11 protein-coding genes are annotated in these 15199 nt (G+C 68.7%); 4 read left to right on the plus strand and 7 right to left on the minus strand.

From position 1 onward, the window contains the following. Window positions 1-25: 25 nt before the first annotated feature. The 3 genes from ACIPC1_RS22345 to ACIPC1_RS22355 form a co-directional block, all read right to left on the minus strand. Entirely contained in the window at window positions 26-1981 is a 1956-nt protein-coding gene (locus ACIPC1_RS22345) for a BTAD domain-containing putative transcriptional regulator (RefSeq protein WP_402519362.1), read from the minus strand. A 637-nt stretch (window positions 1982-2618) separates the two neighbouring features. After that, window positions 2619-3302: a LuxR C-terminal-related transcriptional regulator gene (locus ACIPC1_RS22350; protein ID WP_402519363.1), complete on the minus strand. Its 684-nt coding sequence runs from the start codon at window positions 3300-3302 to the stop codon at window positions 2619-2621. Next, window positions 3289-4425 (minus strand): sensor histidine kinase, encoded by a 1137-nt coding sequence (locus tag ACIPC1_RS22355; RefSeq protein WP_402519364.1) that lies wholly within the window; start codon window positions 4423-4425, stop codon window positions 3289-3291. The genes ACIPC1_RS22350 and ACIPC1_RS22355 overlap by 14 nt, the downstream gene beginning before the upstream one ends. 606 nt (window positions 4426-5031) lie before the next feature. Between ACIPC1_RS22355 and ACIPC1_RS22360 the strand changes: the two genes are divergently transcribed. Next, window positions 5032-6573 carry a M28 family peptidase gene (locus ACIPC1_RS22360; protein ID WP_402519366.1) on the plus strand — a complete coding sequence of 514 codons (1542 nt, stop codon included), beginning with the start codon at window positions 5032-5034 and terminating at the stop codon, window positions 6571-6573. 887 nt (window positions 6574-7460) lie between these two features. Here the strand turns inward: ACIPC1_RS22360 and ACIPC1_RS22365 are convergent. Next, window positions 7461-9620: a RecQ family ATP-dependent DNA helicase gene (locus ACIPC1_RS22365; protein WP_402519570.1), complete on the minus strand. Its 2160-nt coding sequence runs from the start codon at window positions 9618-9620 to the stop codon at window positions 7461-7463. 47 nt (window positions 9621-9667) lie between these two features. Between ACIPC1_RS22365 and ACIPC1_RS22370 the strand changes: the two genes are divergently transcribed. Together ACIPC1_RS22370 and ACIPC1_RS22375 are read left to right on the plus strand one after the other, a co-directional pair. After that, window positions 9668-9814 carry a hypothetical protein gene (locus tag ACIPC1_RS22370; RefSeq protein ID WP_402519593.1) on the plus strand — a complete coding sequence of 49 codons (147 nt, stop codon included), beginning with the start codon at window positions 9668-9670 and terminating at the stop codon, window positions 9812-9814. Between the two features lie 221 nt (window positions 9815-10035). After that, complete coding sequence (locus tag ACIPC1_RS22375) at window positions 10036-10671, plus strand: hypothetical protein (RefSeq protein WP_402519368.1); 636 nt, start codon at window positions 10036-10038, stop codon at window positions 10669-10671. Between the two features lie 434 nt (window positions 10672-11105). Here ACIPC1_RS22375 and ACIPC1_RS22380 read toward each other — a convergent pair whose 3' ends face one another. From ACIPC1_RS22380 to ACIPC1_RS22390, 3 genes are all read right to left on the minus strand, one after another. Next, entirely contained in the window at window positions 11106-11735 is a 630-nt protein-coding gene (locus ACIPC1_RS22380; protein WP_402519370.1) for a hypothetical protein, read from the minus strand. Window positions 11736-11803: 68 nt separating this feature from the next. Next, window positions 11804-12505, minus strand: a complete 702-nt coding sequence (locus tag ACIPC1_RS22385; RefSeq protein ID WP_402519371.1) for a ribonuclease HII — start codon at window positions 12503-12505, stop codon at window positions 11804-11806. A gap of 173 nt (window positions 12506-12678) precedes the next feature. Next, window positions 12679-13302, minus strand: a complete 624-nt coding sequence (locus tag ACIPC1_RS22390) for a TetR/AcrR family transcriptional regulator (RefSeq protein ID WP_402519373.1) — start codon at window positions 13300-13302, stop codon at window positions 12679-12681. Between the two features lie 171 nt (window positions 13303-13473). On the opposite strand from ACIPC1_RS22390, the gene ACIPC1_RS22395 reads away from it, so the two are divergent. Further along, window positions 13474-15033, plus strand: coding sequence for an MFS transporter (locus tag ACIPC1_RS22395; protein ID WP_402519572.1), 1560 nt, complete (start codon window positions 13474-13476; stop codon window positions 15031-15033). The last annotated feature ends 166 nt before the right edge of the window (window positions 15034-15199 follow it).

Consider the following 15199-nt stretch of genomic DNA (forward strand, 5'->3'; position numbering starts at 1 on the left):
TCGGCGGTCTCGGAAAACGACGGCACTACGCGAGTACGACGGCACAGGCCAGCCCCCTGTCGTCGTCCGCCACCCGCTCGCGCGGAGCGACCCGGCTCGCCGCAGCCAGTCGGGCCAGGGCCGCTCTCCTGTTGAGCATCGGCTCACGTTTCGCGCACTCGGCCGCGTAGATCCCCAAGAGGTCGTGGAAGCGGAACTGATGCCCCTGGGCCTCAAGGAGATGGTTGGCGACCAGCAGGTCGAGCAGTCGGCGGGCGGTGTCGCGGTCCGTGTCCGTCAGTGACGCCGCGACGGGAACGGTGATCGGTCCGTCCTTGCTCAGCCCCAGGAAGCGGAACATCCGCGCCGCTTCGCCGGACAGCGCCTGGTAGGAGGTCTCGAACGCGTCGCGGACACTGGCCAGGGCATCGTCCTCCATGGTGAGGCGGTCCAGCCGGCCGCTCTCCTCCGCGTACTGCTCCACCAGCGTTCCCGGCGGGACACCGGGGCTCGCGGTGAGTCTCTCCGCGGTGATGCGCAGCGCCAGCGGCAGTCCACCGCACAGTGCCGCCAGTCGCCGGGCGGCCCCCGGGTCTCCGGTGAGCCGTCCTGCGGACAGGTTGGTGAGCAGGTGTGCCGCTTCGGCGTCGGCCAGTGGTTTGACGGTGAGCGTGCGCGCGCCGTCGCGTGCGGCCAGCCCGCCGAACCGCTGCCGGCTCGTGGCCACGACGCACGATTCGCCGCGCGGTATCAAGGGCCTCAGCTGATCAACGCTCAAGGCGTCGTCCAGCACCACCAGCATCCGTTTGCCGTACAGCAGGCTGCGATAGAGCGTGGCACGGCCGGTCACGTCCCGCGGTATCCGCGCACTGTCGGCTCCGATGCTGGTGAGCAGTTGCAGCAACGCGTCCGAGGCGCTCAACGGCCGGCCGCGCAGTCCGTTGCCGCAGAGGTCCACATAGAGCTGACCGTCCGGGAAGCGGTGCGCGAGGCGGTGCGCCAGTTCCAGCACGAGTGCCGACTTTCCGACGCCCGCGGCGCCGTCGACCACGATCACCGGGGTGCCGCGCTGTGCGAACTCGTCGTCCAAGAGGCCCTCCAGCTGCCTCAGTTCGGTGTCGCGCCCGGTGAACCCGCGTGCCATGGAGGGGAGTTGTGCCGGCCTTGGAACGCCGGCGCCAAGTCCCTCCCGGGTCCTGCGGGGCATACGTCCGCCGAGCGGCCGCAACTCCTGCTGCCCGGCGAGGATCCACCGGTGGAGGTCCTGCAACTCGGCCCCCGGCTCGATGCCCAGTTCGCGGCTCAGCAGCTGCCGGGTCTCCGTGTACACCGAGAGGGCATGTGCCTGGCGGCCCGCGTGGTAGAGCGCGAGCATCAACAGCCAGCGGAGCTTCTCGCGCAGCGGTTCCTCCGACACGGCACGCGAGAGGGCGTCGACCGCCTCGGCGTACTGTCCGGCCTCCAGCATGACGGCGGCCCACTCCTCGACCGCGGTCAGCCTCATGTCCCGCAGCCGGACGCCTTCCACGGCGGCGAAAGGCCCCGGCACTCCGGAGTACGCCTCCCCCCGCCACAGCGCCAGGGCGTCCTCGTACATCCGCAGTGTCGTTTCAGCACTACCGCCCTCGCGTGATCTGCGGGCGTGGCCGTGCCGCTCGACGAAGAGCGTGGCGTCCACCGACGCCGGGTCCACCCGCAGGCAGTAGCCCCCGGGCTCCGAGGAGAGAACCGTACTGGCGTCCCGGCAGCCGCGTCCCGGCTCCAGCGCGCGGCGCAGCCGGGCCACATAGGTGTGGACGCCGTTGGCCGCGGTCTGCGGGGCGTCGCTGCCCCAGAGGGCGCCGGCGATGGTCTCCCCACTGACCACCTCGCCGGCCCGGCTGGCGAGCAGACTGAGCACCGCACGCTGCTTGGGCGAGCCGAGCGCCACCTCCTCATCCCGTCGCCAGGCCCGTATCGGTCCCAGGAGCTGGATGCGAAAAGGGTCCCCCGTGCCGTTCATGGTCCCGTTCCCCCTATGGGTCGTGTGCTGTTCATGTCGGTCCCGGATGTGGCCGCTTGGGCCCCGGACTGCGCGGAGGCGGCGAGTTGCGCCACGTATCGCGCGTCGATGAAGAGCCGGCGCGTCCGCCGGTGACGATCGGCGGACTCGGCGAACTGGTCGGCGGAGAGGAGTGACACCGGGCCCGTTCCGAGGAACCGCGGGCACAGCGTCGTCAGGAAGGTCAGGCGCCCGGGGCACCGGGACAGGTGAGGGCCACATTGCCCAACCACCCGGCAGCACCGGGCCGGAGGCCTGCCCGGGGTTCAGGACGTCGCTGAAGGCCGAGGCTGGTCAGGCCGGCCGTCGCGGTCACCCGTGACAGGCGTCAGGGGGAAGAACCGCGCCGCGTGTCGTGACTCCCCGACAGGAAAGTGCGGCTAGTTCGCGCCCCGAGGGACACTTGATCGTGTCACTTGCGAATCGATGGTCAACATCGCCGCTCTTGTGCGTCTCGCAGAGCGTCACTTGAGGCATGCCTGCGAATGTAATCCTGACATCGGACTGACACCAGGCCTCTGAAGGAGCATCGGGCATGCTCCTAAAGGAGTATGCGCACCGGCTGTACGGCATGCCCGACGCTTCGGTGACCATGAGGTCACCTGCCCTTTCTCGCCGACTCGATGAGCCGGGCGTCCACGGCCTTGTTGACGGCTTCGATACGAGAGGCCGCGCCGAGTCTCTCGAAGATGTTCCGCAGGTGTCGCTTCACCGTTGCCTCGGTGATGCCCAGCTCATGGGCGATCTGGCGGTTGCTCAGCGCGTCGGCGACATGCGTGAGGACCTCTCGTTCACGGGGCGAGAGGGATTGCCCGGCGCCGCGGAAGGCGGTTTCCGGAATCACGCTGCCCTGAAGGGCGACCATGACCTGCGGGTTGGGGGCCACGGCGCCGCGGATGGCGGACAGCAGCGATGCGCAAGGGGTGCTCTTGTGCAGATAGCCGTGGGCGCCGCGGGCGAGCAACTCGTGCACGAGCGGTCCATCGCCGTACATCGACAGCATCAGCACGCGCAGACGCGGGAAGCGCGCGGTCAGTTCGCTGACCACGGTGGGCGCATGGTGGTTGGGCATCTCGACATCGAGCAGCACGACATGCGCTCCACTGCTCTCCACCAGGTCGCCGAGCCCCTCGGACGTGTCGGCCTCGCCCACGACGCACAGGTCGTCCTCCGCATGGAGAAGCTGGCAGAGGGCACCGCGCAACAGCGAGTGATCGTCGACCGCGACGATACGAATCGGCTCGCCCGTCCCCAACAGCCTTTGCTCATCAGCCGACCGCATGCCAGGCCTCGCCCATCGGTACCGAGAACTCAAGGGTGGTGCCGCACCCGGGAGCACTCTTGATCTCCATCCGGCCGCCGAGCGATCGGATCCGTTCCGCCATGGAGGCAAGGCCGTTGCCGAACTTCCGCTCCTCAGGGAGACCGACTCCGTCATCGGTCACGGACGCGCGTAGACGACGCGCGTCACTTCGCACGTAAAGGGTCACGCGGGAGGCCCGGGCGTGCGCCAGGGCATTGCGCAGACATTCACGCAGGACGAGGAAGAGGTTGTCCCCGATGGTTTCCGGCAGGGGTTCGTCGAAGTCCTCGATCCGGATGTCCACGACGGGTTCGTCGATCTCCATCGCGGTGACGAAGGCGGACAGCGCCGTCTCCAGAGAACCGACGGGGTGCGCGCGGGTACGCAGTTCGGTCACGATGTCCCGGGTGCCGTGCATCGTCTCCAGGATCGCCTGCTTCAGGCTGTCCAGCCGGGGGTCCGTCGCCGAGGAGACGTTCCGGGCGAGTTCGTAGAGTTCCAACTGGCGCAGGGCAAGGCTGGCCGCGCTGCCGATGCGGTCGTGAACCTCCCGCGCCATTGAGCCGCAGCTCTGGATGGTGGAGTCCCGTGGGACGTCGAGCAGGGACGGGCCATACCCGTCTGCTCCTTCTCCTCCTTCGCCGGATCCCTCGAAGCGGCGTGTGACCGCCGCCTGGAGCATCGCCATCAGTCTCATCAGACTCCGGCCGCTGTACGGACGGCCCGTGAGGGACAACCGCTCCAGGAACTCCGCCACGAGCTGGACCAGCAGGGACCCTGCATGGACGGCCTGGACCGGCACGGTTCCCTGAGCGATCCGGGTTCCCCTCGAAAGACGCGCTTGCTGCGGGGATCGCCGGTCGAGCGCAGCCCCGCCATCGTTCTCCAGCGCGGAGCGGCACTCGGACAGGATTCCACTGACCTGGTCACGGCAGGAATCCCACGCTTCCGCATTGATCCCCAGCGGATTCTCCTGCTCGACGAGTCCGCTCCGATAGATATCGAGCAACTCAGGCTCACAAGCGAGTAATTCCGCGGCCAGCCTCATGTCTTCGACGCAAGAATCTTTCCAAAGATTTTCCCCTACCGACGTGTCGGACACGCCTCCCCCTCCCCCGATTCCCCTGACCTGGCTCCCTCGTCACCCGGACGATAAAAACAAGGAGAAAGGTCGGAGATTCGCCATGATCCTGCCGCACCGCCTAAAGAACGTCAAGCGACCCCCTGGAAACCTCTCGCACCATTGACCAGCGGCACAAATCCGCCGAAAGGAATCGGACAGTCACGGGCGTCCGGTATATCGACTTCCGGTCGAGACCGAAGACATCCGAGCGCAAACCGAATGACGGGTGAACGTCGCCGGACACTGCGGCAAGGACACCATGACCCTGCCGAAACGTACGCAGGATTGCACTGGTAAATGATTTCTTGAATGCCGACGAGCTTTCACATGCCGCGATGCCAGGGCAAAGGGTTCGGGCCGGGCTTCCGGCCCGAACCACGGGCGTGGGCCCACGGGTGCCCGGCCCGGCAGACACCCGGCCGGGTCGCGACCGCCTGCACGAACCCTGACCGGCCACAGCGACTGTCTACAGCGAGATGATGATCAACAGCGCGACAAATTACGTAGTTGTGGCACATCTGTTCGCAGAACGGGCTGAAGATCGCTAACTTCCTCTCAACCTTGTTCGCACCGGGAAGGACCTCTGTGCACGCATCCCGTCGAAGAGCCACGGCCACTCTGGCCGCGGTCACCCTCTCGATACCGCTCCTGATGGCCTCCACCTCGCCCGCTTCGGCCCACAAGGACGACCCGGGCAAGGACGCCGCCAGGCTCTCGAAGGCGCTCGTTCGTGAAGCGTCCGCCAAGGACGCCTACAAGTACCTTCAGAAGTTCCAGCAGTTGGCCGACTCGACGGGCGGCGATCGCGTCGCCGGCTCCCCGGGGCACGACGCGGCGGCGGCCTACGTCTACAAGCAGCTGCAAAAGGCCGGCTACCGCGTCTCGTACCAGGAGTTCGAGTTCGTCTACACGCAGACACTGGCCGAGAAGCTCACTGTCCTCTCGCCCGCACCGGGCGACCTCCAGATCAAGGCCATGACGTACACCACGTCGACGCCGGTGGGCGGCATCACGGCCGACCTGGCCGCCGTCCCGGTCGACGCCGACGGCAGCACCGGTTGTGAGTCCGGCGACTACGCCACCGGCGGCTTCACCGGCAGGATCGCCCTGATCAGGCGCGGCGGTTGCGCCTTCGCCGCCAAGCAGGAACAGGCCGCCGCCGCGGGCGCGGTCGGCGCCATCATCTACAACAACATCGACGCCGGGTACGGCCCGCTGTCAGGCACTCTCGGCGACCCGGCGGCCGCCAAGATCCCCACCGGCGGCCTCAGCAAGGCGGACGGCGAGAGGCTCGCCGCGGACGCCGCCCAGGGGCCGGTGAGCATCTCCTTCGAGATCCGCCAGTTCCAGGAGAAGCGCTCCACGAACAACGTCATCGCCGAGACCCCGGGCGGCAACGCCGCCAACACCGTGATGCTCGGCGCCCAGCTGGACACGGTGCCGGCGAGCCCGGGCATCAACGACGACGGCTCCGGCTCCGCCGGGTTGCTCGACGTCGCACTGAAGCTGGCCAAGGAGGAGAAGCACCCGCGCAACAAGGTGCGCTTCGCCTGGTGGTCGGCCACGGAAAGCGGCCTGGTCGGCTCCGATCACTACGTCTCGCACCTGACGGCGCTCGCGAAGCAGGAGATCAAGCTCTACCTGCACTTCGAAATGATCGCCTCGCCGAACTACGGCTTGTTCGTGCTGGACGGGGACGGCTCGGACGGTGCCAACTCGCAGGTCGTACCGCAGGGCTCGGCCCAACTCGAGCGCGGCATCACGGAGTTCCTCGGCAATCGGGGTCTGTCGCCCGAGGGCACGCCGTTCGTCAGCCGCTTCGACTACGGCCCCTTCGTCGACGCCGGCATCCCCTCCGGCGGTACGTTCAGCGGCGCGGAGGCGATCAAGACGCCTGCCCAGGCAGCGAAGTTCGGGGGTACGGCGGGTGTCGCGTTCGACGCCAACTATCAGACGGCCCACGACACCATCGAGAACATCAGCATGAAGGCGTTCGACATAAACACCGACGTCATCGCCAACTCGGTGGGCACGTACGCGCACGACCTCAGCTCCCTGACGAGGCCGGCCGTCACCATCCAGACGGACAGCGGCCGCGCCGACGTCGGCGCAACGGCCACGAAGTGACCGAGTAGTCCGACTCAGGCCCCCGAGGCCGGCGTCCCGGTCGACGGGCCCGGCCCCGGGGGCAGGCACACCCTCCCCCGGAACTCTGTCCGGGGACCCCAGTCGTGCCTCACGACTGCCCACATCGGTCGGCGTCGTTTGCGTCTGCGCAGGTCGGCGTCGCGGGCCGCAAGCTTGCGGTGATCAGGGCGTGGACCGGCAGACGTGTGGACCACCCCGCGGCACGGACAACCCTGCATCCCCGTCCGTCACCTCGCCCGCCCTCGTCCAGCCACCCACCTGGCCGAAATCATCCGGCTCTGCGGGCTCCGCCTGTGGAGCGAGTAGTGCTACAGACGGTGCGAGGACGCACCGGGCCGGGCAGGTTTCCCGCTCCACCGGCCTCTGTGTGTACACAATATGTCTGCAGTGTTGCCCACCATGAAATCACCTCGCTCCTCCTTCCCCTCCCTTACGCGCCGATGGCAGGATTCGATGCGCTCCCGGAGTGAAAAGGGGCGAACTCCGGTGGAAGAGCGCCCTGCTGGTGGACAGCCACGCGTCCGACACGTTCAGCCTCCTTCGACTCTTAGCAGAGGTGAACGATGAACGGCCGCTGCTCCCTCGGTAACGACTCGCTCGAATGGAGCGGGTCCAGCGCTCTCCACGCCGACACCATTCCCGGCACGTGGGATACATTCGTCGAACTTCACAGGGATTCGACGCCGTCCGCCCCAGCCACTGAGACCGTCCGGACTTTCCGGGAAACCTCAGGAAGGGCGTGGCCTGCCGACAGCGCCGCAATAACCCTGGCACATACCCGACCGCCTCATTGAAGTGTGCAATTCCATCCGGAATGCATAGCGACCGAACCCGGCCACAGGCGACGGAACTCCCCTGAGGAAAGCTCAGCCCGCCGCAGCAAGCACCAACGGAAGAACATCCCCGCCGCCCGCCCTGCGGAGCAGCCGGGCAGCGACTGCGAGGGTCCAGCCGGAGTCGGTGTAGTCGTCCACGAGCAGCACCGGGCCCGGAGAGCCTGCGAGGGAAGCCGCCAACTCCTCGGGGACGGCGAAGGCGTCGGACAGTGCCCTGAGACGTTGGGCGGAGTTGCTGCGACGTACCACGTGCGCGTCGCTCGGCCCGGTGTACGTCAGGGTGCCCAGAAACGGGAGGCGGCCGACGGTCGCGATTCCCTGGGCGAGGGAGCCGACCAGCTGCGGGCGGGACAGGGACGGCACGGCGACGACTCCTACCGGCCGGGCAGAGGCATCCGGGGTGTCCGACGCCCAGCCCCCCGCAGAGCGCGCCCAGTCGGCCAGGACCGCCACCGCGGCCCGCAGGACATCATCGGGGACCGGCCCGTCCGGCGCGTTCTCAGCCAGCAGTGGGCGCAGCCGGTTGCCCCAGCCGATGTCCGAGAGCCTGCCCAGGGCACGCCCGGTGGAGCACTGTTCCCTGGCCGGGATGCGCCCCTTGAGGTCGATGCCCAGTGCGGCCATCCCCGTCGGCCACATCCGGCGCGGCTCAACCTCCACCCCCGGGCGGTCGAGTTCCTCGGTCGCTCCTGTCAACGTCTCCGCCGAAACGGAGGAATCGATCCAGGCTCCCGCGCAGTTGTCGCACCGGCCGCACGGGATCGCGCCCTCGTCGTCCAGCTGCCGGCGCAGGAACTCCATCCGGCACTGGGACGTGCTCACGTAGTCGCGCATGGCCTGCTGCTCGGCCGCCCGCTGCTTGGCCACCCAGGCGTACCGTTCGGCGTCGTACACCCACTCTGCTCCCGTGGCCGTCCAACCGCCCTTCACCCGCTTCACCGCGCCGTCGACATCCAGCACCTTCAGCATCGACTCCAGACGGCTGCGCCGAAGATCCACGGCCGCCTCCAGGGCCGGCACGGACAGTGGCCGTCCCGCGTCGGCAAGGGCCGAGAGAGTCTGCCGGACCTGCACCTCGGGCGGGAAGGCGGTATCGGCGAAGTAGCGCCAGATGGCCTCGTCCTCCCGCCCCGGCAGCAGCAGCACATCAGCGTGGGCCACACCACGCCCCGCACGCCCCACCTGCTGGTAGTAAGCGATCGGCGAGGACGGCGAACCCAGATGCACCACGAATCCGAGGTCCGGCTTGTCGTAACCCATGCCCAGCGCCGACGTCGCGACCAGCGCCTTGACCCGGTTCTCCTGGAGATCGACCTCGGCCTGCAGGCGGTCGGCGTTCTCCGTTTTCCCGGTGTACGACGCCACGCGGAAGCCGCGCTGACGCAGAAAGGCGGTGGCCTCCTCGGCCGCGGCGACAGTGAGGGTGTAGATGATCCCGGAGCCCGGCAACTCGTCCAGGTGCTCGGCGAGCCACGCCAGGCGGTGCGCGGCATCCGGCAACTGGACCACACCCAGGCGCAGGCTCTCCCTCTCCAGCGGACCGCGCAGCACCAGGGCCTCACCGGCGCCGGTGCCCAACTGCTCAGCCACATCCGCGGTAACCCGCTCGTTGGCGGTCGCGGTGGTGGCCAGCACCGGCACACCGGCGGGCAGCTCGGCCAGCATCGCCCGCAGCCTGCGGTAGTCGGGGCGGAAGTCGTGGCCCCAGTCGGAAATGCAGTGCGCCTCGTCGACCACCAGCAATCCGGTCGTCGCTGCGAGCTTGGGCAGCACCTGGTCGCGGAAATCCACGGAATTAAGACGTTCCGGACTCACGAGGAGCACGTCGGTCTCGCCGCGCTCGACCTCCCCGTAGATGGTGTCCCACTCCTCCGGGTTGGCCGAGTTGATCGTGCGCGCCTGGATCCCGGCCCGCGCCGCCGACTCGACCTGGTTGCGCATCAGGGCAAGCAACGGCGAGATGATCACCGTGGGTCCGGCGCCCCGCCGCCGCAGCAGAGCGGTGGCCACGAAGTACACCGCCGACTTGCCCCAGCCGGTGCGCTGCACCACCAGCGCACGCCGACGTTCCTCCACCAGGGCCGCCACCGCCTGCCACTGGTCCTCGCGCAGCCGTGCCGACCCCCCGGGGCCACCGACGAGCTCAGCGAGGATGGCATCGGCTTCTGCGCGGAGTTCCAGGTTGTCCATGCCCCCATGCAACCGGATGCCACTGACAATCAGCGAACTCACCCAGCGTGACACCACGTCGCAAGGCGGGCGGTCCCGTCCTGCTTCAGGACGCCGGAACGGAAACCGGCTGGACACTCGCCGTGGCCGCGCGCATGCTGCGACGAGCCGGTGCGCCGGTGGTGTTGCCGCTGGTCCTCGCCGTGCAAGCGTGACTCCGGTGTCGCCGCCAAGAACAGTGGGCAGGGATATAGGCGACCTATCGCCGGAATACGGTCGGTGGCCCCAATTGCTCGTTGCCGCATCCCAGTTCGACAGGAAGAATTGGGATCGCTCCCCGCATGCCTCATCGGTGGTCCGGTAGGGCTGTGCCGCGGCGCGCTCCCCCAAGTCCGACCCCCGCCCGCAGTGTGGGCGCGTAGCCGAAGGGAGGAACGTGACCTTCGGATTCGCTCCGTCCTCGGCGGCATCCATGTCGACGTCTGCCGATCTGTCCGCCGCTTCCGCCGACCCGCTGGTCAGGATGCTCGAACCCGCCGAATGGGCCTCCGCAGGGATTCCGCTGTTGCGTAACCCTCGTGAGGTCGTCAGCGGGCTGCACGAGCGGCACCGGCCACGGCCCGCGACCGCGATCGTGGCCGTCCTCGACCCGGAGGAGCGGCTGACGGCAAGCGCGTCGTTCACTCGGCGTTCGGCTCCGGCCGACGGCTGGATGTTCCGCAACGCGCTGCTCGCGCAGCTGCGCCGGGTCATCCCGCACGACCTGCGACGGCGCACGCCGGTGCGGACGGCCGTGCTGCTCTACTGCCGTGACGGCGACGCGCGTTGGACGGAGGAGGACGGGGCGTGGATGTGGGGACTGCGGGACGCCTGCACGCTCCACGGACTGCGCTGCGGGGCGTACATCACGCTGACGCGTGACGGCTGGCAGGTCCTCGGCGAGGGCCGTGGCGGACGCCGTCCGAACACGGACTCACCTCCGGAGTCCTTCAGCGCGGTGGAGGCACTGCCGCCACTGCCGCGCACCGGCGGCGCCGCGTCGGAGGTACTGCGCCGGGCGGCCGCCCGCTGAGGCCGCGGCAACCAGACGCCGGGGCCGGGGGCGCCTGCCGACGTCCGTCCAAGCGGGCGCGAACGATCTCCCCGGCACGCCGCCGACGACGTACGGCAAGGCATGCACGAGGAAGACCCGGCAGAACCGGCCAGGAGAGAACGACGTCCTGAAGCACATCTCAGGGAGTCCCACAGTCGTACGCCCGCCCCCGTACCGACGCACGTGGAAGTCGCCGGCACTCCCCCGTGCCAAGGGCGCGGAAGAGCCCCTGGCGTGCCGGCCAAGCCTGTGAACAGCGCACTTGTCGGACACCGCCGACAACAGACCACGCGCTCAGCCATCATCGGCGCACGTCAGGATGACCACCGGACAGGTACCGCCGCAGCGGCACCCTCAGTGTCCCCCCGAGCAAGTGCGCCGAGCGCGCGCCCCGGACGGCGTCCGGAGCGTGCTCAGACCCCCGCGCCCAGCACCGAGTTGATCGTCTGCGCGTCACCGCAGACGATCAGCAGGGCACCGGCCCGACCGAGGGCCAGGGGCAGCGCGGTGGTGGCGACCGTGTCGGAACCGCCGTTGACGGCGACCACGACCACGGGACGGGACGCGGCCCGGCCCGCGACTGAGGCGTCGGCGTAAAAGACGTCGTCGCCGGCGTCGTGTTGCGCCCAGTACGCGGTCTCGCCGAAGGAGAGTTCGTGCGCGGCCCACGGGTGCGGTTCGCCGGTGGTGATCACCAGCACCTCCCCGGGGGCACGGCCCGACTCCAACAGCAGGTCGACGGCTTCTTCGGCGGCGTCCAGCGCGCCCTCGGCCGAGGCCGGGATGAGCTGGATCCGGGGAGTGGCGGCGGCAGCGGGAGCGGCCGCCGGGGCGGACGGCCCCGGAGCGGCCACGACCGGCTCGTGCGGGGTGCGTTGGGCCGGCATCGGCCGGACAGGACCCGGACGGCCGGGACGCGGCGGAGCCGCGGGACGGGGGCCGGGTACGGGACGGGGGGTCGGCGCTGTGCGGCCACTGGCCGGAGTAGCGCGGGGACCCTGGGCACTCTCGTGAATCTGAGGCTCCTCGGGAATGAGAGGCATGAGCTGATATCTATCAAACGCCGGTGCGAATCGCGTCGGCGGGTGGCACATGAGTGCGAGCGGAATCGTCAGAAATCGAAGCCGAGCTGGCCCTCGATCTCCGGAACGCTTCCGTCCGCCCAGCTGCGAACCTTCTTGAGGTGCCGCCACTGGGGCAGCGCATCAAGATACGCCCACGACAGCCGGTGGTACGGGGTGGGGCCCCGATCCTCCAGCGCGGCCCTGTGCACCGGCGACGGATAACCGGCGTTGGCCGCAAAACCGAAGTCTGCATGGTCGACACCCAGTTCGGCCATCATTTTGTCGCGCTGAACCTTGGCGATCACCGAGGCCGCCGCGACGGACACGCAGGACTGGTCGCCCTTGATCACCATACGGACCCGCCAGGGCGAGCCGAGGTAGTCGTGCTTCCCGTCGAGGATGACCGCGTCGGGACGCACCGGCAGCGCTTCCAGTGCGCGTACGGCGGCGAGCCGCTGGGCGGCCGTCATCCCCAGCTGGTCGATCTCCTCCGGAGAGGCATGACCGAGGCCGTACGACGTCACCCACTCCTCCAACACGACAGCGAGCGCTGTACGGCGCTTGACGGTCAGCAGTTTGGAATCGGTGAGCCCTTCGGGGGGACGGCGCAGACCCGTGACGGCGGCGCAGACGGTGACCGGGCCGGCCCAAGCGCCGCGCCCCACCTCGTCGACACCGGCAATGATCTTCGCTCCGGTCGTGGCGCGGAGGGAGCGCTCGACGGTGTGGGTGGGAGGTTCGTACGGCATGGCGTAATCAGACTACGCCGCCCGAAGCACCTCCCGACACCCGGTCCCCCGAGCGACCACGACCTCCCCCGCGAGGCCGGCCTGAGACCTTGCGCGAGGCCACCCGGGCCTCTTGGGCAAGGTCGCCCGGGGCGTCCTGAACAGGGTCCCCGAGCCGGTTCGACCGAGGCCGGTCAGACAGCCGTCCCGCGCAGCAGCGGGACCATCAGCTGGTCGACCATCTCCTCCAGATCACGGTCGTTCCATTCGCTCGCGCACACCTTGGAGCGGTACATCATCATCGCCGGGATGGCGTCGAAGACATACGGGTTCGCCGCCTCGGGCCGCACCTCTCCGCGCCCAATTCCCCGGTGGATGACCTCTCGTAGAATATGCAGGGTCGGCTCGATGACCCCGCCGAGGATCACGGCGTGGAAGCGCTCGGCCTGAGCGACATCGCATTCGTAAAGCACCGACCGGAGTGCATGCCCAGGCTGCGAGAACATCGCGTCACGCACCCGCCGGCACAGCTCCAACAGGTCCTCCCGTACTCCCCCCAGGTCGGGCGCGTCCGTCAGGCTCGGCAGCCCGGCCTGGAGCGCGTCCGCGACGAGGTCCTCCTTCGAGGGCCAGCGCCGGTAGACGGCGGCCTTGCCGGTCCGAGCGCGCGCGGCGACGCCCTCCATCGTGAGGCCGTTCCAGCCGACCGTACTGAGCTGTTCCAGCGCGGCCTCGAGGATCGCCCGTTCGAGCACGGCCCCGCGTCGACGCGGGGAGGCCGGCTGAGCGGGTGCGGCCGTCCAACGCGAAATGGTCATCTGAGTGTCTCCGTTGAGCATGAGGGAGGGGACGTACGGGGAGGGAGCGCAGTCGCGTGACGCCACTCGGCAGAGACTTCAGTGAACGCTTGCGTTCACTGTCGGGGACTCACTACCGTTGACGCAACAGTGAACGCGAGCGTTCACTAACGCACTTGTGGGGGACCCATGGTGACAACCTCTCAGTTGATACAGAACGGCCCAAAACCAGGAGCGGCCCGCCGGGAGGGACATCCCGGCATCGCGCTCACCGTCATCGCGGCCTGCCAACTCATGGTGGTACTCGACGCGACGATTGTGAACATCGCCCTCCCGCACATTCAAGACGCGCTCAGGTTCAGTACGACCGATCTCACATGGGTGGTCAGCGCGTACACCCTCACCTTCGGTGGCCTGCTGCTTCTCGGCGGGCGTGCGGGTGACATCCTCGGTCGGCGCCGGGTCTTCATGACCGGCATCCTGCTCTTCACGCTCGCCTCGCTGCTCGGCGGATTCGCCCAGGAACCCTGGCAGTTGCTGGCCGCACGCGCCCTCCAGGGGGTCGGTGGCGCGATCGCGTCGCCCACCTCGCTGGCCCTCATCACCACGACGTTCCCCGAAGGCCCGGAGCGGAACAGGGCCTTCGCCGTCTTCGCAGCCGTCTCGGCCGGCGGCGGCGCCATCGGACTCCTCGCGGGCGGCATGCTCACCGAATGGCTCGACTGGCGCTGGGTGCTCTTCGTCAACGTGCCCATCGGCGTACTGATCGCCGTACTCACACCGCTGTACATCAGCGAGTCCGAACGTCATCCCGGACGCTTCGACATCTTCGGCGCGCTCACCTCGACGGCCGGAATGGCCGCCCTGGTGTACGGGTTCATCCGCGCCGCGGAGGAAGGCTGGCGGGACAGCCTCACCATCGGTTCCTTCGGTGCCTCGGTGGTACTGCTGGCGGCCTTCGTGTTCATCGAGATGCGGGCCAAGGAACCGATCACCCCGCTGAGGATGTTCGCCGACCGCAACCGCTCGGGCACGTACGTGATCATGCTCAGCCTTGCGGCGGCCATGTTCGGCATGTTCTTCTTCATCGTCCTGTTCGTACAGAACGTCCTGTCCTACACGCCGATCGAGGCAGGCCTGGCCTTCCTTCCGGTGACGGTCGCCATCGCGATCGGCGCGGGTCTGTCCCAGCGGTTCCTGCCGGTCCTGGGACCAAAGCCGTTCATGCTCGTCGGTTCGGCTCTCGTCGCACTCGGACTCGGCTGGCAGACCTTCATCAACCCCGACAGTTCGTACGTCGGTGGGGTGCTCGGCCCGATGCTGCTGTTCGCCTTCGGTATGGGGCTGAACTTCGTCACGCTGACCGTCACCGCGGTATCCGGAGTCGCCGCCCACGAGGCGGGCGCGGCCTCGGGCCTGCTCAACACCACGCAACAGGTCGGCGGCTCGCTCGGACTCTCCATCCTGACCACGGTCTTCGGCTCGGCCAGCCGGGACGAGGCGGAGAAACAGATCCCGGACTTCATGGCGAACGCCTCGGCCGAACAGAAGGCCGAGTTCGCCAGGACACAGCAACTGCCGGCTCCCTGGGGGCACGAAGTTCTCGCCAACGGCATTTCCACCGCCTTCATCCCGGCCGTCGCGATGGCCCTGCTCGCCCTGGCCACCGCGACGCTGGTGATCCGGGTCCGCAAGAGCGACCTGGAGGCCCTCTCCGGCACGGCAGGCACGGCAGGACCCGCCGGAGGCTGACACACAGGCTGCGGATGACCGGGCCAGGGTCTCTGGATCGACGGCGCGAACACCGGTCCGGCCATCCGCAGCAGCCGACCTCGCCCATGCACGAGTCCACCGGCAAATATGAGCTCACCGGTGCACGAGTCCACCGGCAAATGAGCTCACCGGTACATGAGTTCAC

Source organism: Streptomyces sp. NPDC087263 (assembly GCF_044744645.1).
Classification (GTDB): domain Bacteria; phylum Actinomycetota; class Actinomycetes; order Streptomycetales; family Streptomycetaceae; genus Streptomyces.